This window comes from Tepidicaulis sp., assembly GCF_965222285.1.
GTDB lineage: Bacteria > Pseudomonadota > Alphaproteobacteria > Parvibaculales > Parvibaculaceae > Tepidicaulis.
In genome coordinates this window covers 672,525-695,603 of sequence record NZ_OZ244942.1, presented here as the reverse complement: position 1 = coordinate 695,603, position 23,079 = coordinate 672,525, and the positions used below count along the sequence as shown (strand labels likewise).

The 23,079-nt window shown below is 61.0% G+C and carries 20 protein-coding genes and 1 tRNA gene; 7 read left to right on the top strand and 14 right to left on the bottom strand.

The annotated features are described in order from the left end of the window. Nucleotides 1–320: 320 nt before the first annotated feature. Nucleotides 321–1,682 carry a flavin monoamine oxidase family protein gene (locus tag ACOQOT_RS03270; protein WP_420560948.1) on the bottom strand — a complete coding sequence of 454 codons (1,362 nt, stop codon included), beginning with the start codon at nt 1,680–1,682 and terminating at the stop codon, nt 321–323. Between the two features lie 112 nt (nt 1,683–1,794). On the opposite strand from ACOQOT_RS03270, the gene ACOQOT_RS03265 reads away from it, so the two are divergent. After that, nucleotides 1,795–2,424 carry a TetR/AcrR family transcriptional regulator gene (locus ACOQOT_RS03265; RefSeq protein WP_420560947.1) on the top strand — a complete coding sequence of 210 codons (630 nt, stop codon included), beginning with the start codon at nt 1,795–1,797 and terminating at the stop codon, nt 2,422–2,424. Here ACOQOT_RS03265 and ACOQOT_RS03260 read toward each other — a convergent pair. After that, complete coding sequence (locus ACOQOT_RS03260) at nt 2,421–3,359, bottom strand: NAD(P)H-dependent flavin oxidoreductase (protein WP_420560946.1); 939 nt, start codon at nt 3,357–3,359, stop codon at nt 2,421–2,423. The two genes, ACOQOT_RS03265 and ACOQOT_RS03260, sit on opposite strands and share 4 nt — an antisense overlap. A gap of 127 nt (nt 3,360–3,486) precedes the next feature. Next, nucleotides 3,487–4,500, bottom strand: a complete 1,014-nt coding sequence (locus ACOQOT_RS03255; RefSeq protein ID WP_420560945.1) for a glutathione S-transferase N-terminal domain-containing protein — start codon at nt 4,498–4,500, stop codon at nt 3,487–3,489. A 238-nt stretch (nt 4,501–4,738) separates the two neighbouring features. On the opposite strand from ACOQOT_RS03255, the gene ACOQOT_RS03250 reads away from it, so the two are divergent. Then, the gene (locus ACOQOT_RS03250; protein ID WP_420560944.1) at nt 4,739–5,473 is read left to right on the top strand and encodes a formylglycine-generating enzyme family protein; all 735 of its coding nucleotides are present in this window, start codon (nt 4,739–4,741) and stop codon (nt 5,471–5,473) included. Nucleotides 5,474–5,482: 9 nt separating this feature from the next. Here ACOQOT_RS03250 and ACOQOT_RS03245 read toward each other — a convergent pair whose 3' ends face one another. Further along, on the bottom strand, nt 5,483–7,816 hold the full coding sequence (locus tag ACOQOT_RS03245) for a sensor histidine kinase (RefSeq protein ID WP_420561900.1): 2,334 nt from the start codon (nt 7,814–7,816) through the stop codon (nt 5,483–5,485). 183 nt (nt 7,817–7,999) lie between these two features. Between ACOQOT_RS03245 and ACOQOT_RS03240 the strand changes: the two genes are divergently transcribed. Continuing rightward, entirely contained in the window at nt 8,000–9,199 is a 1,200-nt protein-coding gene (locus tag ACOQOT_RS03240) for an acyl-CoA dehydrogenase family protein (RefSeq protein ID WP_420560943.1), read from the top strand. A 10-nt stretch (nt 9,200–9,209) separates the two neighbouring features. On the opposite strand, the gene ACOQOT_RS03235 is transcribed toward ACOQOT_RS03240, so the two are convergent. Then, nucleotides 9,210–10,802 carry an AMP-binding protein gene (locus ACOQOT_RS03235; RefSeq protein ID WP_420560942.1) on the bottom strand — a complete coding sequence of 531 codons (1,593 nt, stop codon included), beginning with the start codon at nt 10,800–10,802 and terminating at the stop codon, nt 9,210–9,212. Nucleotides 10,803–10,989: 187 nt separating this feature from the next. Here ACOQOT_RS03235 and ACOQOT_RS03230 point away from each other — a divergent pair, with 187 nt between their 5' ends. Beyond that, complete coding sequence (locus ACOQOT_RS03230; RefSeq protein ID WP_420560941.1) at nt 10,990–12,051, top strand: lipid A deacylase LpxR family protein; 1,062 nt, start codon at nt 10,990–10,992, stop codon at nt 12,049–12,051. Between the two features lie 78 nt (nt 12,052–12,129). Then, complete coding sequence (locus tag ACOQOT_RS03225; protein WP_420560940.1) at nt 12,130–13,314, top strand: DUF819 domain-containing protein; 1,185 nt, start codon at nt 12,130–12,132, stop codon at nt 13,312–13,314. Here ACOQOT_RS03225 and ACOQOT_RS03220 read toward each other — a convergent pair. Next, nucleotides 13,308–13,898, bottom strand: coding sequence for a helix-turn-helix domain-containing protein (locus tag ACOQOT_RS03220; RefSeq protein WP_420560939.1), 591 nt, complete (start codon nt 13,896–13,898; stop codon nt 13,308–13,310). The genes ACOQOT_RS03225 and ACOQOT_RS03220 overlap by 7 nt on opposite strands. A 446-nt stretch (nt 13,899–14,344) precedes the next feature. Here ACOQOT_RS03220 and ACOQOT_RS03215 point away from each other — a divergent pair, with 446 nt between their 5' ends. Next, entirely contained in the window at nt 14,345–14,653 is a 309-nt protein-coding gene (locus ACOQOT_RS03215) for a hypothetical protein (protein ID WP_420560938.1), read from the top strand. A gap of 7 nt (nt 14,654–14,660) precedes the next feature. Here ACOQOT_RS03215 and ACOQOT_RS03210 read toward each other — a convergent pair whose 3' ends face one another. Both ACOQOT_RS03210 and ACOQOT_RS03205 read right to left on the bottom strand, forming a co-directional pair. After that, nucleotides 14,661–15,092: an ester cyclase gene (locus ACOQOT_RS03210; protein WP_420560937.1), complete on the bottom strand. Its 432-nt coding sequence runs from the start codon at nt 15,090–15,092 to the stop codon at nt 14,661–14,663. Nucleotides 15,093–15,109: 17 nt separating this feature from the next. Beyond that, complete coding sequence (locus ACOQOT_RS03205; RefSeq protein WP_420560936.1) at nt 15,110–15,637, bottom strand: VOC family protein; 528 nt, start codon at nt 15,635–15,637, stop codon at nt 15,110–15,112. 206 nt (nt 15,638–15,843) lie between these two features. Between ACOQOT_RS03205 and ACOQOT_RS03200 the strand changes: the two genes are divergently transcribed. After that, a complete protein-coding gene (locus ACOQOT_RS03200) occupies nt 15,844–16,380 on the top strand; it encodes a TetR/AcrR family transcriptional regulator (protein WP_420560935.1) in 537 nt (178 codons plus the stop codon). Nucleotides 16,381–16,383: 3 nt separating this feature from the next. Here ACOQOT_RS03200 and ACOQOT_RS03195 read toward each other — a convergent pair whose 3' ends face one another. The 6 genes from ACOQOT_RS03195 to ACOQOT_RS03170 form a co-directional block, all read right to left on the bottom strand. Then, nucleotides 16,384–17,319, bottom strand: coding sequence for an oxygenase MpaB family protein (locus ACOQOT_RS03195; RefSeq protein ID WP_420560934.1), 936 nt, complete (start codon nt 17,317–17,319; stop codon nt 16,384–16,386). A 142-nt stretch (nt 17,320–17,461) separates the two neighbouring features. Beyond that, entirely contained in the window at nt 17,462–18,508 is a 1,047-nt protein-coding gene (locus tag ACOQOT_RS03190; RefSeq protein ID WP_420560933.1) for an HlyD family secretion protein, read from the bottom strand. After that, nucleotides 18,505–19,773 carry a glycosyltransferase gene (locus ACOQOT_RS03185; protein WP_420560932.1) on the bottom strand — a complete coding sequence of 423 codons (1,269 nt, stop codon included), beginning with the start codon at nt 19,771–19,773 and terminating at the stop codon, nt 18,505–18,507. Before ACOQOT_RS03185 ends, ACOQOT_RS03190 begins: the two co-directional genes overlap by 4 nt. Continuing rightward, the gene (locus ACOQOT_RS03180) at nt 19,766–21,160 is read right to left on the bottom strand and encodes a hypothetical protein (RefSeq protein WP_420560931.1); all 1,395 of its coding nucleotides are present in this window, start codon (nt 21,158–21,160) and stop codon (nt 19,766–19,768) included. Before ACOQOT_RS03180 ends, ACOQOT_RS03185 begins: the two co-directional genes overlap by 8 nt. A 180-nt stretch (nt 21,161–21,340) precedes the next feature. Continuing rightward, nucleotides 21,341–21,417 (bottom strand) — tRNA-His (locus tag ACOQOT_RS03175). A 161-nt stretch (nt 21,418–21,578) separates the two neighbouring features. After that, nucleotides 21,579–22,988 carry a sodium-dependent transporter gene (locus ACOQOT_RS03170; protein WP_420560930.1) on the bottom strand — a complete coding sequence of 470 codons (1,410 nt, stop codon included), beginning with the start codon at nt 22,986–22,988 and terminating at the stop codon, nt 21,579–21,581. Nucleotides 22,989–23,079: the final 91 nt, after the last annotated feature.

Genomic DNA, 23,079 nt, shown 5'->3' with positions numbered 1-23,079 from the left:
TCACGTGCGCCCTTTTCCATGAAGGTGTAGGGGCTTTAGCGGCGTAATCGGGGGCGTTAGCCCCTACCGTTCAAATAAAGCATATGCATTCTCCCTCGGAACCCAGCCCGCCTGTGCGGAACCAGAAATTGCTGAGTGAGACGCGTACGTCGTTACGTAACCGATAGCGGCAAGGGGCACGTGCGATTGCGTTCGGGGGGACGTTTAAGACCCCGCGCAGCCTGTGTCAATTGCCGTTCTGCAAATGAGGGGCCCGAGGGGCAAGTTTTTGCCGTGAATGCCGGTCGGCAACACTTGGTGACGGGGCGACGGGGCGACGGTTAACCCAGCCTTGCCTTCACCTCGCCCGCCGCCCGGATGCCCGATTGCAGAGCGCCATCGAGATAACCCGCCCATTCGGTTGCCGTTTCCGTGCCCGCCCAATGGATGCGCCCGGCAGGCTCGCGGATGATATCGCCGAAGACCGTCATGACGCCCGGCGCCATGTGGGCGACATAGCAGCCCCGACTCCATTCTTCCGCCGTCCAGTCCTGGTCGATATAGGCAATGGGATCGCCCGCCTCCTTGCCGAAATAATGCACGAGGTCCGTAATCGCCTGCTCGCGGCGGGCATTGTCGCCCCGCTGGCTCATTTCCACCGCATGATCCCCGTCCATGAAGCCGACAAGAATGCCAAGGCTTTCATCCTCCGGGCTCTGGTCGAAGACGACATTGAACATACGGTCGTTGCTGGCAACCGACCCGCTAAGGCCGCGCGCGCGCCAAAAGGGCTTTTCATAGGCGACATGAATCTTGATGACCGAGCCCATGGGCATGCGCTGAAGAAGCGCGTCGCGCTTGGCGGGCAGCGGGGCGTTGTACTGAATGCGCCCGGCCAGAACCGGCGGAGCGGCCATAATGAGGAAGGCCCCTTCAAAGCTGCCTTTATCCGTATGGGCCTTAATGCCGCTTTCATCCTGCTCGATGGCGCGCACGGGCGCTTCGTAAACGATGCGGTCCTCAAGCCGGTCGGCCATGCGCTTCGGCACCTGCCAGGCGCCGCCGCGGAACTTAGCTTCCTGGGCGCCGCCTTCCGTGCCGATCAGCACTTCCAGCCCATGGCCCTGGCGCAGATATTCAAGGAAGAAGAGATAGGAGAGCTGATTGGGCTCGGCGCAGAAGACGGCCCGCGCCACGATGCGGGCGAATTCCTGAGCACCATGGGTGCGGATGTTTTTGCGGATCCAGGTTTCGAGCGTCTGGCTGTCCCATTCATGGGCCCGCGGCGCTTCCCAGGGCGCACCGGGCGGCAGGGCAGCCGCCTCCCTGCCCCAGCGCTTTTCGATGCGCGCAAGTTCGAGCAGCGCAAAGAGCGGCAGTTTGGGAACGGAGCCTGCATAAGCCTCCACCTTGCCGTCCATGCCGACAAGGCTCTTGCCTTTGACATATTGCGGATAAGTCTCGACGCCGAGCTCGGCGGCTTCTTTCAAAAGCAGCTTTTGCTGAGGGCCGACCCATTGGCCGCCAAGGTCGATCGGCTGGCCGGCAATCTCACCAGGCTTGGAACGCCCGCCCACCCGGTCGCGCGCTTCCAAAATAACGAAGGACTTGCCGGCAGCCTGCAGCTCCCTTGCCGCTTTCAGCCCGGCAAGGCCGGCACCCACGATAATGACATCCACTTTCGCGCCGCTTTCCACGCTCATGCCGGCATCCTTTTTCTTTGCGTTCGGGTCTCGTTACCGGTATTTTTATGAACGCGTTTATTTAAATCAAGGAAAATCTGACGTGGCGGCAACTGAGGCAAAATCGGGCCAAATGAAGCCAGGGAGGGGGCGCCCGAAGCGCCCGAGCGACGCGCTGGCCGCCGACCGGCAGCGGGTGATCGAGGCGGCACGCGGGCTTTTTGCCCGTGAAGGCTATGGCGGCGTTTCCATGCGCAAGATCGCCGAGCTGGCCGGCTGCTCGCCCGCCGCGCTTTACACGCTCTTTGCCAGCAAGCGGGCGCTCCTGCGCCACATCTGGGAAGAAACTTTCCAGGCGCTGGGCGCGCATCTGGCCGCTTGCGCGGGCGGCGCAGCACCGGAAGAAAAGCTCGAGGCGGTCTCGCTCGGCTTTGTCGATTTCTGGCTTGCCCATGCGGATGATTACCGCGCGATCTTTCTGATTGAGGATAAATTGCAGGGCGAGGGCGACCGCTATTTCGTGGAAACGTCACAGGCGCTGCGCGGCTTCGACATTTTGCGCACGCTGATCGAGGAAGATCAGAAAGCAGGCCGCCTGCCTGCGCGGCCTGCCGAAGACGTTCACAATGTGCTGTTCTGCATGCTCCAGGGTGTGGCGCTCAACCTCATCACCATTCCCGAATATCCCTGGGGCGATGCGCAGACCGTCAAGCACCAGGCAGTGCGTGCGGTGCTTGACGGTCTGCGGAGCGATACGGCCTAGCCGAAGGCTTTCGCCGAAGCGCACTGACCGAGACGGCCGGTGATTTCGAAAAACTCCGACACCGTTTCCTCGATGATCTGGCGGGCGGGCTTCACGCTGTCGATGAGGCCGGATGTCTGCCCGGCAAGGCCGACGCTCGCCTCCATATCCCCGCCGAAATAAAGATCGAGAATGCGCGCGAACGTATCGGGCGGCATCAGCCCTTCTTCGTAGATCTTGGCGGTGTTTTCAGTCTTCAATGCGCGGATGCAGGGGCTTGCTTTTTTGTTCAGGACATACGTGCCGGTCGTTGCCGCATCGACGATGGCATTCTTGTAGTTCTCATGCACCGGGCTTTCCGCCGCGCTGACGAACCGCGTGCCCATTTGTACCGCTTCTGCACCAAGCGCGAAGGCCGCTGCCATGCCTTTGCCGTCGCAAATACCCCCCGCTGCGACAAGCGGCAGATCGACGGCGCGGCGCACCGCCTGCAAAAGGACAAGCGTCGAGACTTCTTCCGGGTTCTTGAAGCCGCCGCCTTCGGCCCCTTCCACAACGAGCCCGTCGACACCGGCCTCGGCGCATTTCACTGCCGCCTCGACCGTCGGCACCGCGTGATAGACGGTGATGCCGGCCTCCTTCAGCGGACCGACGAACTTTGCCGGGCTGCCGGCCGAGGTCGTGACGAATTTGATGCCGGAATTGCAGACATAATCCAGCATCGCGCGGTCTTTGAGAAAAAGGATCGGCAGATTGACGCCGAAGGGCTTGTCCGTCAGCTCCTTCATCTTCTCGATCTCGGCCTTGCAGGCCTCGGTCTCGCCGGACGAGGTTTCGATCACCCCGAGCGCGCCCGCCTCGCAAACGGCGGAGGCAAGCTGCGAGCGGGCGATCCAGCCCATGGGTGCCTGAATGATCGGATATTTCGTTCCCAGATGCGCAAGAACACGGTTCATCTGAACCCTCCCCTTTTCGTTTTTTGAATAGCGATGGCGGGAGTTAAGCCCGCGGGGAAGGCCCCGGCAAGGCTCAAATACTCACAGCCGTGTGTTCATGGCGCGTCTCTTTGGGCTGAACGGCGGTTCAGGCGCGGGTGAGCGGGGCAAGGCAGCCCGTTTCCTCCAGCACTGGTTTGAGCACCTCGCGGGTGCCTTCGCTGAGGCCCGCATAGCGCCGGCGCAGTTCGCTCAGGCATTTGACCTGATAGCGGAAGGTGCCCTGCTCGTAGCTCATGCCCAGCGCCTCGAAGCGGAAGGTTTCCTCGCCCGCTTCCGCCGCCTTGGCATTGGCTTCCAAGAAGGGGAAATAAACGCTGCCTGCCATGCGCAGCAATTCGAGCACCGCATGAGAGAGGCGTTTTTCCGGCGCGCGCCAGGGCCCGCCTTCAAAACCGCTCAAATCGTCCATCTGCATCAGCCAGCGGAAGAGATAAGGCGCCTCGGCCCGCATCTTCTCGCACGGGGTTGGATCGACGGCGAGCTGAGAGAACTGGCCCATGAAGCTGAAATCGGCAAGCGAGGGCCGCCCGCCGAAAAGAAACGCTTCCTCAGTGACATGAGCATCCAGCAAAGAGAAAATTTCCGTGCAGGTCGCCTCGATCAAAGGCCGGTTCGCATCGGTGCAGCCGACAAGCGCCATGCGGCCCACCTGGCGGTCGCGGAAAAGGGCCGCGAATTCGCGTATGCCGTCGAGCCCCTTACCCATCAGCGAATCGTAAGCCAGCCATTCGCTCATCTGGCGCTGGTCACGCTCGCGGAACCAGCGGTAATGGAACATCATTTTCGTCGCCCATTCATCGGCCATGTCTTCCAGCAGATGGGCGAGAAAGGCCTGGCCTTCCTCCTCCGGCACGACGGAGCGGCCCGCATGGCGCGCTTCCAGATCGTAGATCATGGGCGTTGAATCATTGTGATACGTGCCGTCCGGATATTGGATGATGGGAATGACGGGCGGGCGGATGCCTGCGGTCTCTTCCCGCGTTTCGGGAGTTTGCTGGATCCAGACGTGAGGAATGCGCCGGTAGCGGAAAATGGCGCGCATTTTCATGGAATAAGGCGAGCCCAGCCCGCCAATGATACGGTATCCCTCAAAGCTCATGGAGTTATCCCCTCCCTTTATTCCGGCTTTATGATTTCTCCGACTCAACACCGGAAGGAGGAGCGAGGCAAGCATAATGACACAAATAATGTCATATTTTTTGTTACTGTTTTTGCGAGACGCGGCCCTCTGGCGGGCACGCTTTCTAGGCGCGCTTTTCTGCGGTTGCCTCAGCGCCGGGCCTGCACTTGCGGCGGAACCCTTCGCTTTTGCCGAACTTCCCGGCGGGTATTTTCAGATGGGCGCGGCGGCGGCCGATCCTGCCGCCGATCCAAGCGAGTTCCCGCAGCGCGAGATCCAAGTGGAGGCATTCGCGCTTGCTAAAATACCGGTGACGCGCGGCGCTTATGCCGTCTTTGTCAGGGAGAGCGGCTATGCCCCCGCGCCCGGCTGCTGGACGCTGACGGAAGAAGGCTGGCGCATGGATGCGGCGGCGAGCTGGCGGGCACCGGGTTTTGCGCAAAAGGACAGCCACCCCGCCGTCTGCGTCTCGGCGGAAGATGCGCAGGCTTATGCCGCCTGGCTTGGCCGGAAAACGGGCGCGCGGTACCGCCTGCCGAGCGAGGCGGAATGGGAATATGCCGCGCGCGGCGGCGCGGAAGGCCTCAATAGCTGGGGGGATGATCCTGCCCGCGCCTGCCTTTACGCCAATGTCAACGACCTCACCGCCAAGAACAAAACCGCGAAAGTCGCCGAGCGCTGCACTGATGGATACCTCTACACCTCACCCGCCGGCGCGTTCCGCCCGAACGGGTTCGGGCTTTACGATATGCAGGGCAATGTCTGGGAATGGACAAGCGATTGCTGGCGGGAAAGCCTTGCGGATGCCGAAGCCGATTGCAGGCTCAGGACGCGGCGCGGCGGTTCCTGGACGGATATACCGGGGCCCGTGCGCCTTGCCGCCCGGCAGGGCGATCCGCCGAATTTCAGAAACAGCTATACCGGCTTCCGGCTCGTCAGGGCATCCCCTTGAACGGCCCGGTTACGCACTGTCTTCAAGCCCGTGAATTTCCACCGCTCCCGGCGCGCCGAGCGGCACGGAAATATCGAACCGCGCGCCGCCCAGTTCCGAACGGCGGAAATCGATGCGCCCGCCGAGCTGCTTGACCACCAGATTGAAGACCGTGCTGAGGCCGAGCCCCGTACCGCCCGATTTACGCTTGGTGGTGAAGAAAGGCTCGAACATGCGTTTTTCGACGTCGGGGGGAATGCCTTTGCCGGAATCTTCCACCGTGAGACGCAGGGAATTGATCCCGCCATTTTTCAAGGACATGCGGATAAGGCCGCCGCGCTCATCGAACCCATGGGTAACGGCATTGGCGACCAGATTGGAAATGATTTGCGCGATGACGCCGGGATAGGTTTCAAGCTCCGCGCTTTCCTCGATCGAAACTTTGAGCGTGTGGCCGCCCTTTTTCATCATGGGCTCGAGGGTCGTTGCCACTTCCTCGACGTAAGTGCCGAGATCGATGGTGCGGATTTCTTCATGGATCTGGTCGGCGGAAACGGATTTGAAGGAGCGCACGAGCTGGGAAGCGCGGTGAAGGTTGCGCTCCAGAATTTCCATCGTCCGCAGCGAGAGCTCCTGGAACTTCGCAAAATCCGAGCGCGTCATGATGCCTTCATCGAAAAGGCCGTAAAGCTTGTTCACGCTTTCGCGGAAGTGAGAGGCTGCCGTCACGCAGACGCCGAGCGGCGTGTTGATCTCATGGGCGATGCCGGCCACCATGCTGCCGAGCGAGGCCATAGTCTCATGCTGCACCAGGCGCGCCTGGGCGTCCTGCAGTTCCTCATTCGCCTCCTGCAGTTCTTCATTCGCCCGTTCCAGCTTCAAGGTGCGTTCCTGCACCCGCTTTTCAAGCGCCGTGTTGATGGAGCGGATTTCTTCCTGCGCGCGCATCCGGTCCGTCACATCGAAGAAGATGAAGGCCGTACCGCCTTGCGTTGCAACCCGTTGAACCTCGAAGTTCCGCCCATCCGAGGCGGTAAGATCGACGGCGCCGCCCTGCTCCAGCCGGCCCATGATGAAGTCCTGAACCTTGATATAGGAGGCGGCGGCATCGAGCCCCTCGCCCGCGCTGAGGCGGCCAGTGGAAAAGGATTCCCAGACCATTTCCTGAAGCGGCTTACCGAAGCGCAGATAATCGGGGATCGGTTCGAACGCTATTTCCGCTGCCTTGTTAAAGGCCAGCAGGCAGTCCCCATCATCATAGAGCAGCAATGGGGCGGGCATGGCGTCGATTGCATCTTTCATCCGGCTTTCGGACTGACGCGCCTTTTCCTCGCGCAGTGCGATCAAGCGCCGCGCGCCCCAGATCACCGCAGCCAGGATGCAGTATAATTGAATGAGAACCACGCTTTGCAGCACGGCCTGCCAGCGGGTGTAGTCAATCGCCTTATAGGCCTCCTTGGCATCGACCTCGGTCAGAATACCAACGCCGGATTCCTCCAGCCAACGGGCCACCCCGATCACTGCCACCCCCCGGTAATCGGTATAGGGCGTAAATTCTTCGCTGTTCCGGCGCTCACTTACCATGCGCCCGGCGAGGGCGCTGAGCGGCAGGGCGGCGGCATTGCTCTTGACCGGCTTGCCGGCCGTCGCACGCAGCCCGATCTGCGCGCCGAAACGGCTTTCGCTGACGATGACCCCTTGCGCATTGACGGCGTAGGTCTCCCCGCTATCGCCGAAATGGCTGTTGCGGAGCATGCGCGTAAAATCACCTGCCGGGTCGATGGCAAGCGCTAGAAGACCGATAGTTTTACCGCTTTCACCCAAAATAGGCGCAGCGGAGAAGAGCGCCGATTTTTGTCCCTCCACCCGCACGAGCCCCGACTGGGGAAAGCCGACCACGGGCTTGCCGGTCAGTACGCGCTCCCGGCTTTCGGCGGGAATACGGGAAAGGCGGGCGCCGCATTCATTGTTGGAGGCGAGAAGAACGCCCCCTTCGGCATCGAGAAAGGCATAGCCCGTATAACCCGTGCGCGGCAAAAACGCGTCCAGCAATTCGCGCAGCTCGCTTTCAAGCTTTGCACGCTCGGCGGGCGGCGCGGTGAGCATTTTCCGGATGCGCCCTTCCACCACGTCAAGCCGGGCCCAGCCTTGCACCGTGCCACGCTGGCGCTCGAACCAGGCATCGATGGTGCGCGCGTTCATGTTGCCAGAGGCAGTGAGCATCTGGCCCGTATGCTGGCGAATAGTTTCTTCATTACGCAGCTGGTTCCACCAAAGCGCTGCAAGCAGCAAGGCCAGCATGGTCAGGCTGACCGACACGGCCAAAACGGACGAATGCAGCGCCGTGGCGGCGCGCGCCGGCACGTGTATCAAATTGCTGATTTTCTTCAAAATTCCGGCCGGCCGCTGCAAGACATATCCCCTGTTCCGCGCATAGAGCCCCACTCTAGGAAAGCTTGCTTTCCAAACCCTTGTCCTCATCCCGCGCTGGGCAGACGGAAGATTTCTGGGTTAATAATGGGTAAAAGAAGCAAGGAGGGGACGCCCATGCAGTTGAAGGAAAGCGAGGCCGCGCAGCAGTTCCGCGCCGAGGTACGCCGTTTTATCGAAGAAGCGCTGCCCGAGGAGATTGCCAATGCGCCCACCGTCGGGGTGAGCATCGAAAAACCGCTTCTGAAAAAATGGCACCGCGCGCTTTATGAAAAAGGCTGGGTGGCGCCTAGCTGGCCGGAAGAACATGGCGGCACGGGCTGGGACGTCACACAAAAACATATCTTCCAGGAAGAATGCGCGCGGGCGAACGCCCCGCGCCTCATGGCATTTGGCCTGACCATGGTCGGCCCCGTCATCTACACATTCGGCAATGACGCGCAGAAAGCCCGGCACCTGCCCGGCATTCTTTCCGGCGATGTGTGGTGGTGCCAGGGCTATTCGGAACCGGGCGCAGGCTCCGACCTTGCCTCGTTGAAAACGAAAGCCGTTCGCGAGGGCGATCATTACATCGTCAACGGCCAGAAGATCTGGACGTCATACGCCCATGAAGCGGACTGGATTTTCTGCCTGGTGCGCACCGATGAAAATGTCAAACAGCAGGAAGGTATTTCCTTTTTGCTGATCGATATGAAAAGCCCCGGCATCGAGGTGCGCCCCATCGTGACGATCGACGGGCTGCATCACCTGAATGAGGTTTTCTTCTCGGATGTGAAAGTGCCGGTGGAAAATCTCGTCGGCGAGGAAAACAAGGGTTGGACCTATGCGAAGTTCCTGCTGGCGAACGAGCGCACGGGGATTGCCGGCGTGCCCGAATCCAAACGCCGCATTGCCCAGTTGAAGAAAATGGCGGGCGAGGAACGGGACGGCGACGGCAAGACACTGATCGAGGATGAGGGTTTTTGCCGCCGTCTTGCCGAACTTGAGATCGAGCTTTCAAGCCTTGAATTCACGAACCTGCGCAAGCTGGCGGAAGCCGCCGCAGGAAAGACGCTCGGCGCGGAAACATCGATCCTGAAAGTCATCGGCTCGGAGCTTGCGCAGAAACTGCAAACGCTTGCCGTGGAGCTTATCGCTTTTTATGCGCAGCCCTTTCACCGGGATCAATTGCTCGGCCTTGTCTCGCAGGCGCCGGTCGGGCCGGATCACGCCGTGACAGTCTTTTCCAATTACGCCTTCGGGCGGGCCACGACAATCTATGGCGGCTCGAACGAGATTCAGCGCGGGGTGCTGGCCAAAGCGGTGCTGGGGCTGTAGCGCGGGGCCGCTAGATGGACTTTCCCCCCTCGGGCCAATAAGGCGCGCGCACCTGGCGGCGGACGATCTTGCCCGTCGGCAGACGCGGCAGATCCTCGGCGAAGTCGATGCTGCGCGGGCGCTTGAACCCCGGAAGGCGGCTGGCGGCGAATTCCAGAAGCTCTTGCGCCAGCTCAGGGCCCGCGTGCACACCGTCTTTTACCTGCACCACCGCCTTGACCTCCTCGCCCCATTCCTCGTTGGGCACGCCGATGGTCGCGACATCCGCGACGGCAGGGTGCTGCAAAAGCTCCTGATCGATCTCGGCGGGATAAATATTGACCCCGCCGGAAATGATAAGCTCGGCGCTGCGCCCGGTGAGGAAGATGAACCCGTCCTCATCGATATAGCCCATATCGCCCATGGTGAAGTAGTGGCCGCGGTACGCGCCTTCGGTTTTCTCCGGCGCTTTGAAATATTCAAAGCGGCCCACATCCGGCGCCTTGAAATAGACGGTGCCGGTTTCTCCCGCAGGCAGTTCCCTGCCTTCTTCATCCTGAATAGAGACGGTGACGCCCGGCAGCGCGCGCCCGACGCTTCCTTTCTTATCAAGCCATTCTTCCGGGCCGATGAAAACGCCGCCCCCTTCCGTTGCCGCGTAATATTCGAAGACGACAGGGCCGAGCCAGGTGATCGTTTCTTCTTTGACATGGACAGGGCAAGGCGCTGCCCCATGCAGCATCCAGCGCAAGGATGAAAGATCGTATTTCTCCCGCACGGCGCGCGGCAGGCCCGCCATGCGGTGCATCATGGTGGGCACGACATGGGTGTGGGTGATGCGGTGTTTTTCGATAAGCGCCAATGTTTCTTCCGCGTCCCATTTATCCATGAGAACGGTGCCGACACCGCTTGCAAGGGGAAAGAGAAGATTAAGCGCCAGGGGCGCTGCGTGATAAAGCGGGCCGGTGACAAGCGCTACATCCTCGCCCGGCTTGAACGCCGCCGTCTCGCGCAGTTTTTCAAGCAGCGGCGAGGGGCCGGGCGGCGTGCGCCGGTAAACGCCTTTCGGATGGCCGGTCGTGCCCGAGGTATAAAGCATCTGCGAGCCAAGCTGCGGGTCGGAAAGGTCGCCGCCTGCTTGCTCCTCCACCGCTGCTTCATAAGGCTCGAAACCATCGATTGCGCCGCCAATGGCGAGCTTTACTTTGGCGCCGGGAGCAAGGGCTGCCGCCTCGATTGCATTCACGCTAAAGCGGGTATCGGCGAGAAAGGCTTCGGCCTCGCAATTATCGACGATGTAGCCCACTTCTTTTCCCGTCAGGTGCCAATTGATCGGGGTGATGCGATACCCGCCGCGCTGACAGGCGGCCATGGCCTCCACGAATTCGGGCCGGTTGGAACATAAAAGCGCAACGCCCGCGCCCGGCACCACACCGCGCGCTCTCAGCGCCCGCACAAGCTGGTTGGCTCTCGCATTCAGCTCACCGAAGCTGTGCGTGCCCGCCGCGCTTGTAACGGCGATCCGCTCCGGCGCAAGCTGCGCGTGAAGCGCGAGCACCATGCCGCTTGCCGCCGCTTCTTCCGGTGTCAGCGCGCTTTCTTCTTCACTGCCGCTCTTTGCCATTCGCTTCCTCCCCAGATCGCGTCCCTGGCCGCGTTTTTCCGGCGCAGATCGCAGCGGCGCATTTTATTTGCCGTATTGTCACCGCAATTAGGCAATATTGGACCGTCAATCAGGGAACCAGGTCAAGACATTCGCGTTGTTCAGCCATGCGTCTTATCTGCCGGCATTGCTTCTTGCGGGGGAAACCATGAAAGAAAGAATCACCGCTTGGCGCACATGGGCGGTGGGATGCGCCTTCGCTCTTGCCGCCTCTCCTGCCCTGGCGCAACCGCCAGCGGGTCATGAAATACCGCAGGACAACGGCTTTGTGACGCTGCAAGTCGAGAACGATCTTTTTGCCAATTTCGCCAATACGGACAGGCATTATACGAACGGTCTGCAAGCTTCCTGGCTTTCGGAGCCCCGGCAATTTCCCGGCTGGATGGGTTTTTTGACCGAACTTCCCATTCCCGGCCGCTCCTCCAATCTTTACACAAGCCACCACCGCGCCGGCGCGGCGCTCGGTCATGTGATTTTTACACCGGACGATACGGACACGCGCGCCCTGGTGGCCGATGACCGGCCCTATGCCGCCTGGCTGCATCTCACTTTCTCGCTGCAGTCGGTTTATAAGTCCGATTCCAATCTGGCCATTCAGGATCAATGGAAGCTCGATGTCGGTGTCGTAGGCCCCGCCGCGCTCGGTGAGGAAGTGCAGAATAATTGGCATGTACTGATCGGCGCGGAGGAAGCGGAAGGTTGGGACAATCAGCTACGCAACGAGCTCGGCGTCAATCTGACGCTGGAGCGGGCCTGGCGGAGCGATATTTTCGCAACGCCGGAGGTGCTGGGTTTCGAAACCGATTTCATTCCTTACGGTGTCTTGTCGGTCGGCAACGTGCAGACCTATGGCGGGCTTGGCGGCACGCTGCGGCTCGGGCCTTCGCTGCCGGATGATTTCGGCCCGCCGCGCATCTATCCCGGTATTGGCGGTTCGGAATGGTTCCATGCCGACAGTTCCTTCGACTGGTATGTCTTTGCCGGTCTTGAAGGGCGCGCCGTTGCCCGGGACATTTTTCTCGACGGCAATACGTTCCGCGACAGCCATAGCGTCAACAAGAAGCATTTCGTCGCCGATGCCAAGCTCGGCCTCGTCACGGTGATCGGGCGCACGCGCATCAGCTTCACCCATCTTTACCGCACCCGCGAGTTTCACGGGCAGGACAAGCCGGACCAATTCGGCTCGATCACGCTGGGCTGGGCGCTCTAAGCGGCACTTAAGCCTTGCAGGTGAGGGGCTCTCCTTCCAGATTAACCGGATCGCGGGAAAGATTCGGGGAGGGAGCCTATGCCGCTCATCGGCGCAGAAAACATTTTCGGCCTCATCATGGTCTTTGTGGCGCTCGCCGCATTCGGCTTCTGGTCCGAACACACAAGGCTCGGGAAGTTTCTCTCCGGCGTCATTCTCGTCATTCTGGCCGGGATCGTTCTTTCCAACCTGCGCATCGTGCCGTTTTCCGCGCCTTTCTATGATGCGGTCTGGACCTATGCGGTCTCGCTCGCCATTCCGCTCCTGCTGATGCGCGCTAACTTACGCGAGCTTTTTCCCGTTGCCGGCCCGATGCTGCTGACCTTCGTTATTGCTGCGCTCGGCACGGTCGCAGGCGTTCTTGCCGGCCATGCGCTGGTCGATCTCGGCCCCTCCTCGGCCAATATCGTCTCCACCATCGGGGCAAGCTGGATCGGCGGCTCGATGAACTTCGCCGCGACCAGCCAGGCGCTCGGCATGGAGGACGGCACGCTGCTTTCGGCCATGGCGGCGGCGGACAATGTGGGCGGCACGCTTTTTCTGGTGTTGCTCGTGCTCATTCCAGGCCGGGCCGCGATCCGCCGTTTCATCCCCTCGCCCATCGTCGAGGCGGCAGCAGCCGAAGAAAGCGCGGAAGAAGAGGCTGAACGCAAAGGCGCCCTTCCGCCCATACAGGTGAGTAAGCTTGCGCTGCTGCTTGCCATTTCAGCAGTCTGCTGTTTTCTAGGTTATGAGACGGCAGCTCTTGTCGGCGGCTGGGGCGCGGCCGCCGGAATCGGCTGGCTTGCGGATTTCTCCCGCTACGGCGTGCTCTTTTTGACGCTTTATGCGCTTGCCGTTGCCAATCTCTTTCCCCGGCAGATCGAAAAGCTGCACGGCGATTTCGATCTCGGCATGTTCTTCATGTATGTGTTTTTCGGGGTGATGGGCGCAGGTGCCAATGTGGTTTTGATGATCGAAACCGCGCTGCCCGTCTTTGCCTTTGTGGGCATTATGGCAAGCGTGCATCTGGCGGTCGTGCTTGCCGCCGCCAAGCTTTTCAAGATCGATCTGGCCGAAGCCATGCTCGTTTCCAATGCCGTGGCGCTTGGCCCGGCAACGGCAGCGGCGCAAGCCGCCGGCCAGCGCTGGCATGCCCTGGTAACACCCGCCGTTATGCTGGGCGTTCTGGGCTATGCCATTGCCACCTTTATCGGTGTCGCGCTTTCCGGCTGGCTTCAGTAAGCCACTTTGCGCTGCGGGCGCAGCTTGCGCGCCCAGGATTCCCGCTTGCGGTAGAGCGTCGAAGGACTGACCCCCAAACGCCGCGCCGCAGAGGGAATGGAACCGGAGCATTGGCGGATGGTCTTTTCCACCACCTCGCGCTCGAGCTCCCAAAGCGGGCGCCCGTCCAGACAGACTTGCGCTTCGTTCATCTCCTGCGCAATGCGCCGGAGTTGCAACGAATGCTCCATGACGGAAAGAAAGCGCGCCCGGCTGCACGGCATGGCCACATATTGAAATGCCTCGGGCGGATGGCCGCCGGTCGAGACCTGATCGGTTTCGCAATTCACCATCAGAACCGTGGCTTCAGGTTCGACACGCCCGAGCCGCATCAGCCAATCGGGCGTAGGCGTGCGCATATCCACAAGGATCAGGTCATAGGCCTGTGCCAGCATCTGGCGGCCTTGCAAACCGTTCCAGCCAACCGTTTGTGAAGAAATATCCTGGCTATCGAGCCAGGCCGTCAATGTACCGAAAACCGAGGAATCATCCCCGACGATCAATACGCCCCCTGTCTTTGCCCCCCTAGTGGAAGTCAGTGTCATGATGACCACTCCATGGGGTAACTCACGTGACCCTTCTGCCGATGCAGAAGAGATGTCTTTGAATACCCGGGTTACTCAATCCCAAATCAAACGCTGAATGCGTCCTCTGGTTCCCGGAGACCCTCGAATTTTCACGTTTCCACAAAATTTAAAGCAGCGCGTGGAACCGCCGCGCCTTAAGCGGGCAGGCCGTGAGAATAACACATGGCCCGCGCCGATCAAAACACCGCGTTTACCAAGGCTAAGGAGTGGAGGGTTAATAGGAAGTTAACAAAGCCTGCGAGGGACCGGACCGGCGGGACCCTGCGGATTTTTCGTTGCATTTTGCACAGACCCTGAAGCCGCTCCCCCCCTGCCGCTAGGACATGTGTGCAGGTAGGCCGCCCCCGCCTGGCGGCTAAAATAAGCGCCGCACAGTGCCGGACGGGGGACCTATGAGCACATTCATGAAAGATACCGCGCTTTGCTTTTTGGCGCTGCCGCTTCTCTTCCTCGCGCTGGTCGCCGGGGCGCTCGGCGCCGAGTGGATCGGCTTGCCGGTGGAAGAAGAGCTTTTCGGGGTGATCGCCATGGGGCTCACCCTCTTTCTGCTCTACCGGCTCGCGGAGAGCCGGCCTTCGGGCTTTGCAGGGATTGCCGGCGGCGTGGCGCTCTGGGTCCTCATCGGATTGATGATCGCGTTTTTCTTGCAGGAGCCGCTCTGGGACCTTGTCCATTGGCTCGATGCTTATTTCGCCCCGCCGCACGGTCCTTGAGGGTGCACTACATGAGGCCGAGCGCGCGCGGCACGGCGAGCTGATCGAAATAGGGCCGCTCGCAGATGATCTTGTCGCTGCCCGGCGCAAACTCGAACGACGCGGCCATGCGCACACGGAAGGTCTTGCCCGTCGGCTGGGCGGTTCCTCCCGGCAGTTTGAGCGGGCCGAGATGCGTGCCCATCAGCCAGAACTCGACAAGCACCGTATCGCCCCCATGGGCAAGCGCGATGATCTCATTCGACTGATCGGGAAAGGGCGTGCGCGAGGCGGCGAAGTAATGGCGCACTTCTTCCTCGCCATCGAAGACCACGCCGGAGCCATACATTTCATAGCGCGGATGCGCGAAGGTGGCGATGACGCCGTCCCAGTCGGCCACGCATTCCAGCGCCATATGATCGCGCACCGTTTGAAGGCGCCGCTCGGCAAGATCGCTCATCGTTTATTCCCCATTTGTCACCCAACCGTGCGGATGGGATCCGTGCCGTCCCAATCCACTGCCGCTTTGCGGATATGTTCAAAGAAAGCGCCCTTGGCACCGCTAATGTCGGAAATCTCAATTACTGCGCCGGGATGGCCGGTGTTTTCAAAATAACAAAAGCGCCCCTGCGGCCCGCCGATCTGCCCTTCATGGCCGACTTTCAGGCCGCGCGCGCGGCAGTCCTCATAAAGCGCCTGATAAGACGTGCTCCAGAAAGCGACATGCTGCAGACCTTCCAGGCCCGCATCCAAAAAATCCTTGTACATGGAGGGCGCATCATTGCGCTGCTGAATAAGCTCGATCTGCAGGTCGCCTGCATTGGCAAGCGCGATGCTCATTTCCACCGCCGAATCCTGTCCCTTGTAGCGGAAATAGTCCGTCTTCACCCGGTCCACATAGAACCAGGGACCGACACCCATGACATTGATCCAATGGTCCATGGCCGCGCGGATGTCGCGCACTACATATCCGTTCTGGCGAACGGGCCCGAAGAACCGGCTCATAACGCTCCTCCTCATGTTATAATCTATTACATTTCACGAGAGCGTTTCCAGGTCAAGGCGAATGTTGTAAGCCTTTACATTGAAAACTGATCCCGCCCGTCACAGCGAACCGCACCATGCCCCAAAGCAGCACCCCAGCCCGGAAAAAACCTCATCGCTATCACCATGGCGACTTACGGGAGGCACTGGTCGAGGCGGGATTTGCGATGACGGAGCGCGAGGGGGTGGACGCCGTCACCTTCAGCGCGCTTGCCAAAAGGCTCGGTGTTTCGCAAGCCGCGCCCTACCGGCATTTCAAAGACCGGGAAGAATTGCTGGCGGCGGTTGCCACCAAGGCCTTCCGTGAGACGGGAGAAGAGCTGCGCCAGAAACTGCGCCGGCGCACGAAAAAGAGTCCGCTTGCGCTCATCGCCCATACATATCTCGAGCTCGGACTGACGCGCAAAGCGCTTTACCGGCTAATGTATGCCTCGCATATTCTGGGGCGCTCACCGGCGACGAGCGAGCTTTACCGGGCGGCGGATGAAGGCTTCGATCTCATTCTCGCCGCCATCGATCCGGCGCTCGATGAAATGGCGCGCCGCCGCTTTGCCCTGAAATTCTGGACCTCGCTGCACGGCATCGTCATGCTGGCGGAAGAAGGCATTCTCCCGCCTAAAATCCACAAGATTTCCGTCAAAGAACTAGCGGACGAGCTGGTGCGCGATACGGAAATCGCCATTGCCGCGGCTGGCGGGCGCTAGTCTTCAGCTCACCGCCGCCGCCGTTTCACCGGTCGGTGCCTGGGCCGCGCGCCAGTCCTTTAAGAGCCGGGCCTGCGCCGCCTCGGATTTCCAGAGAAAATCGCGCGGCAGGCCGAGCCGCTCGCAAGCTTCCGCCGGCGGGCTGTTTTTTGCTGGAACGGTTTCCGCCGCCCAAGCCGCCGCTTTCACCGCCGCACGCTCGAAGAAGGTGAGATCGTATTCCTTGCCGAGCCCGAGCACCCGGCGCACCGAGGGCGGCAGAATGTCGATGGCGGCATGGGCAAGCGCCCGCTGAATCCAGACCGGCAAGCCGCGCGCCGCCCGGCCCGAGCGCATGATGTCCAGAAACTCGCCATTGATGGGATGGGCTTCGAAGTCGCCTTCCAGATGCGCCATCATCGCGTAAAAATCATCGAGGCTCTTGGGCGAATACGTGACGCCATAGAGCTTTGAGACTTCCTCGCCTTCGGAGAAAAAGCGCCGCTCGTCTTCCTTGCTCAGTTTCTTGGCGAAACGGTCATAAGCGGTGAACCAGCCATAGGTCGCCGTGGCACTGACCCAGTTCAAAAGCTCCGTATCGAGGGCCTTATAGGCGCGCCCGTTCGGCGTCGTCCCTTCCACCTTGGCATGCATGTTGGTGATACCGCGGATAACGCGCTGGGCGGCGGCCTGAGGCCCATAGATGCCGACCATGGCCGCCGTGCCCGTGCGCTGGCCGCGCCCGATAGGGTCGGTCGGAAAAACCGAATGATCCCAGACGCCGGACCGGATACGGTCATCGGCAAATTCCAGAAGCACGGCACAGACACCTGCAATGACACTCGTCACCGGGTTTTTGAAAACTTTCCAGCGCACCGAATCCGGCTCGCAATAAGCGGGCGCGCCTGCCGGTACCGTGAAGTCCACCGTCCAGCCAAGATAAGTTTTCAGTTTGTCCATGATGCTCTCTCCTCCACTCCTGGCGCGGATTTTGGCATGAGAAAGGCAGCTTTCCAAAGCACTTCGGACAAGCGCGCAAGCGCCGCAGGGGAACGCTGCGTCAAGGAGAGGGAATGGCCGGGCAGCTCTTGCTTCAGAGCGCCTAGAAAAGCGACCAGACCTGCCGCCAGGCATTGCCCAGCATCATCCTGATGCAGGTTTCACCATGCACTTCGACCTTGGTGAAGAGCGGCGGCGGCGCCTCGCCTTCCCTGAAGCTGATGCGGATGACCTGTTGACGCTCCACGGGAGCGAAGGCGCGCTGGAACTCGCTTGGCAGCGCGGCGGCATAAGGCTCGATGCTGCTGATCACGCCCTCATAGCTATCAAGACCGGTCAGAAGATGCACGCTGTCACCGGCGGCAACGGAATAAAGCGCGCCGGTCGGCACATAGGCCAGTACATAACGGTTCTGGCTGTAAATCTGCGCCATCGGCTCGCCGACATTTGCCACCGCACCTTTATGGAGGGCAATGGCGGAGACGACCCCGTCTATGGGCGCACGGAATCTGCCGCCATCGTAAAGCGCTTTCAGTTCCTCGATGGCAGCCTCAGCATCCGACAGCGCTGCGGTGAGACTTGCCATTTCCGAAGAAACGATCTGCCGTTCGGCGAGAAGACTTTCGAGATCCTGACGCCCGCGGAACTCGCTCTCGGCGGCGGCCGTGCGTTTATCGAGCGGCAGATAGCCTTGCTTCCAGAGCTTTTCGATTTCCTTGCGCGCGCCGGCGGCAATGTCGCTGCGCTCGCTTGCCATGGCGATCAGCGCTTCCACGCTCTGGCCGCGTACAGAGAGCTCGGCGCGCTGGGCTTCCAAATTACCAAGCTGAGCGGTGAGGCGCGCGATGCTTTCGGTCACGGCCTGCGAAGAAGCAACAACGACCACACTGCCCGCTTTCACCTCATCGCCCGTGCGCACATGCACATCGCGCACAGTGACGGGAAACTCCGTTGCCACCGCCGCCTGTTCGCCGATCACGATGCCGCCGCTGCGCAGGAAGAAGAGATCGCCGACGAATGTGTCTGCCAGCCAGACGAAGAGCAAGGCAATGCTGGTCAGATAGACCCATTTGATGACCGTCTGGCGCCGCGCGCGCGGCTGGTTTTCCAAAGGGGCGGCTTCTTTACGCCGCTTCAAACGCCTCATCATATTCTCTCCACCTGGTCCATGACGCGGCCGGGCACATAAGGGTCGCGGTAGGAAGACCGGAACACCAGTTCCTGGATAATCGAGAACAGCCGGACAGCCCGCATCACCGTGACCTGCATCAGCGAATAGAAAGGCAGATAGGCGATGAGCCGGCCCGCCCCGCCAATGCCGGCAAAGGCCGCGCCCATGAAAAGCAGCCCATCCATCAGCGCATAGCCGATCAGCGTCGCCGCGAAGACAGGCAGCGCCATCGTCCCGAGGTTGAGCCAAAGCCAAACAAGATAAGCAGGGAATACCAGCGTCAGCACAATCTGGAAGAAAAGAATGTCGGTAAGCGCCACCACGTTCGACAATCTGAAGGAGGACGAAGATGGATTGAGCTCGCCGCGGAACTTGCGCGACCAGATGGTAATCAGTCCCCGGTCCCAGCGCAGGCGCTGCGCGATCAGGTCGATGATCGTTTCAGGCACATTGGTGAGCGCACGCGCTTCGGGCGCGAACTTCACCCGCCAGCCCGCGCGCCGGAGCTTCATGGTGAGATCCGCATCCTCGCCCACCTCCACATCCTGGCCGCCCACCGCCTCAACCGCGCTGCGGCGGAAAGCGCCGAAGGCGCCCGAGACAATGGAGAGCGTGCCGAAAAGATCGGATAGCCGGCGGCCAAGGCCGATCGAGAGCGCGTATTCGATGGCCTGATGCCGGGTGACGAGGCTTGCCTCGGCATTGCGCACTTCCAGCGTGCCGCCCACCGCGCCGACACGCGGATCGTCAAAATAGGGAATCAGCTTTTCGAACGCGTCCCGGTCGAGCGTCGTATCGATATCGGAAATGACGATGATGTCACCGGTGCAGACGGAAAAGGCAAGATTGATCGCCGCGCTTTTGCCGCCGCGCTGAGAAAGCTTCAAGACCTCATCGACACGGCCTTCCTTCTGCAACGTGCGGGCGATATCGCTCATATTGTCCGTCGAGCCGTCATCCACAACCACGATCTGCCAATCGGGATTCCTGCCTTGCGCCAGTGTTTGCTCGCCCAGCGCCTCGATGCAGCGGCGCAGGCTCGCAGCCTCGTTATGCCCGGCAAGCAGAATGCTGAGCGAGACGTCGCGCCGCGCGCAGGTTTGCCGCCGCGCGCCTGTGCCCGCAAGAATGATGACCAGCGCGCCGAGCCCGTAACGCGGCACTTCGAAAAGCACCGCGAACCAGAAGAGCTCGATCAGGCTGAGCGCATCGAGCGAGCTTATGAAGGAAAACGCGTTACTCATCGGCAAGCTCATTTTCCTTCCGGACGAGGAAATCCAGAATATTCTCGCCTTCATCGGCGCTCGTTTCGATGGCGAATGACAGCGGCACCGCCTCGGCCACCTTGGCGCGCAAGCGGGCCAGCGCGATCTCGGCCTGGGCGGCGGTGGTTTCCGGAAAACCGATCAGGATCGCGGCAGCGCCATCCGCTCCGACGAAATCGCAATCATGCATGCCGTCCAAGATCGTATCGACCGCCTGGCGGAAGGCGAGACTGATTTCGGTCACCGAACGGGTCTCGCGCAGCTCCTCCAGATTGGAAATGGCGATGCGGCCGAGCGCAAAGGGGCGCTCGAAGCGGCGCATGATGCGCATGCCTTCGCTCACCAGCAGCAGAAAGTCGCGCAGCGAGAAGACGCGGGAACGCCCGTTCACATAAGCGGCAATGTCGAGCAGCGGCAAATGGTTAGTTTGCAGCGCCTGCAGCCCCTCTTCCGTCAGATCGTAGTGATACCAGTCCTTCTGGCTGAGATCGCCGCTGGCGGTAACCGCCGCGCAGTCGAGACAGATAAAGGCGGGGTCCGGCTCGCTATTGGCCGCGCCGCACGCCCGGCAGGAAACGACATGACCGGGCTTGTCATAATCCACGCCGTAATGACGCAGCTCTTCATGGCACTTCGGGCAGATTAGCCGGTGCCCGCTCGTGAAATGGGATTCAGCTTCCTGCCCACCGCAGCGGTAATGGTGCACGATTGCCTCATCCTGCAAATCACTGCTCCCGCAGGAAGGACAAGCTTCATAAGCATGAAGGCGGGCGCTGTCGCATTTACGGCAGCCATGGGTGCGCATGAAATGACTGCGGCGGAGCAGGCCGTATTCGGCAAGGTTTTCCAGCTCACCGCGCAAGTCCGCCCGCGCGCCCAGGAGAGGATAGCGCACAAGACCGCGTGCGGCCGGATCGAGCACCGCGGAAATGGGCGCCGCGCGCGAATAAGCAAGGCGCAGGATGAGCATTTCCTCCGCCCCCATATCCGGCGAGCGGTAGGGAAAGGCCGCAAGACGCTTCCAGATCGGCGAGAAATGCTTGAGGACAGCGTCAGGGCAGCCCGGATCAAGCGCATCGCCGGTAAAATCCCGGCGCAGGTGGGTGTTGCCTGCCAGGTCCGCCACAGGCAGCGCGGGGTCGGCGGCGGCAGCCACAGCATCCTCGAACTCCGCAGCACCGACAGGCCGGTTCAGAATAATAGCGTCGTATGGCGCATGGAGGGAGGCTTGTAATTGCTCCCTGTCAAAGCCGTGGGGTGCCGGCCCGAAAACGAAAAAGCGGGGCGCCGTGCCGGAAAAAGGATGCAGGCTTTCCGGCGCACTGTTCGTGCCTTCCTGACGCTCGACCTTTGCAAACTCGTTCACTTGAACTTACTCCCGGCAAATATACGCAGCGCCTCGGCCGAAGCCTCTTGCGGCGCTTCTTTATGCTGGGGCTCTGCCGGTTAAAAAGCCGGGAAAAGAGATGGTTAATTCAATGTCTATGCCGCGCCATAGCGCCGCAGGACGCGCCGGCGCGTCAGACTTAAATGCAAGCGGGAAAAATGGTACAGCCGCCCCGGCTCGAACGGGGGACCTCCTGATCCACAATCAGGCGCTCTAACCTACTGAGCTACGGCTGCACACCATAGGAAAACCGGCAAAATCCGCCAAACGGCAGAGGGGCAGGCCCCCTTGCGCCGGTCGGGCGGACCATAATTCGCCTCCCCCGCCAAAGCAAGGGGCTGATTGCGCTTTCCCGCGCCAAATATCGCGCTTTATCGCCCGGACCGGGGCGCCCGGGTTAGCCCGCAGGCTGGACCATGGAGGCCACGAAATCCGGCCAGACGGCAGAGGCGAAAACCAGCAGGATTGCAAGCGGGCAAAGGATGCGGATGGCGAAGAGCCAGAGGCGGAACCAAAGTGCGCCTGCGCGGGTGACGCCCAGCGCCGCCATTACCTCCTCGCGCGAGAGCGCCCAGCCGGCAAAAAGCGCCATCAGAATGCCGACCGTCGGCTGCACCCAGCTCGTGACCGTGAAATCGAATATATCGAAAACGGTCTTGCCATCCAGAAAACCAAGGCTCGCCAACGGATAGAATTCCGACCAATCGTTGAAGGAGAGGACCGAGGCAAGCCCGAGCAACCAGCAGGCTCCGCCGACCACCAGCGTTGCCGTGCGCCGGCCGCCGGAAAATTTCTCCTCCGCCCAGGAAACCGCCGGCTCCAAAAGCGAAATGGCCGAGGTGATGGCGGCAACCGAGAGAAGCACGAAGAAAGCGGTGCCCACCAGGACGCCGTTGTCCATCTGCCCGAAAGCGATGGGCACCGTCACGAAGACAAGGCCGGGCCCGGCGCCTGGCGCGAGCGCATAGGTAAAGACCAGCGGAAAGATCGCAAGCCCCGCCAAGAGCGCAACGCCCGTATCGGCGAGCGCGATAATGAAGGCGGAGCGAGGGATGGAAATCGACTGATCGAGATAGGCCCCATAAGTCATCATCGCGCCAAGAGCGACGGAAACGGAGAAGAAGCCCTGCCCCACGGCGGTGAGGAACGTCATGGCCGTGACTTTGGAAAAATCGGCCTTAAAGAGAAAGCCGAGCGCCTGATCGAAGCCGGGCGTCTGGGCGGCATAAACCACCATGCCGAGCAACAGGAGGAAGAGTAGCGGCATGAGCGTCGTCACCGCCCGCTCGATGCCTTTATGCAGGCCGCCAATGACGATGACGATATTGATGCCCATGAAAAGCGTATGCCAGAAGAAGAGCGTCAGGGGCGAGGCGGTGAAATCGGCAAAGAGCGCGCCCGAGCCTTCCCCGTCGACGCCGGCAAAAGCATTGGAGACGGCAAGCGTCGTGTATTTCAGCGCCCAGCCGCCGATGACCGAATAATATGAGAGGACGACAAACGCGCCGATCGTACCGCCCCAGCCGATGACGGCCCAGAGCCGCGCTTTCTTGTGTGCGCGAGCAAGGCGGACCATGGAGCCGATGGGGCTTTGCCCGCCCATGCGCCCGATCAGAATTTCGGCGATCAGAATGGGAAGCGCGATGCCGAGCGTCGTCATCATATAGATAATGACGAAGGCCGCGCCGCCATTCTCGCCCGCAATGAAGGGGAAGCGCCAGATATTGCCAAGGCCCACGGCGCTGCCGATGGCGGCCATCAAAAAGGCAAAGCGCGAAGACCAATGTTCATGCGCAAAGGTTGTCATAAATCCCCCACTCTAAAATCGTTCTGTCATTGGCCCCTTTGCGCGGAGCCTCCCCATCCCTAAAGTGGGGACCAATCTAGCGGAAAGAAAA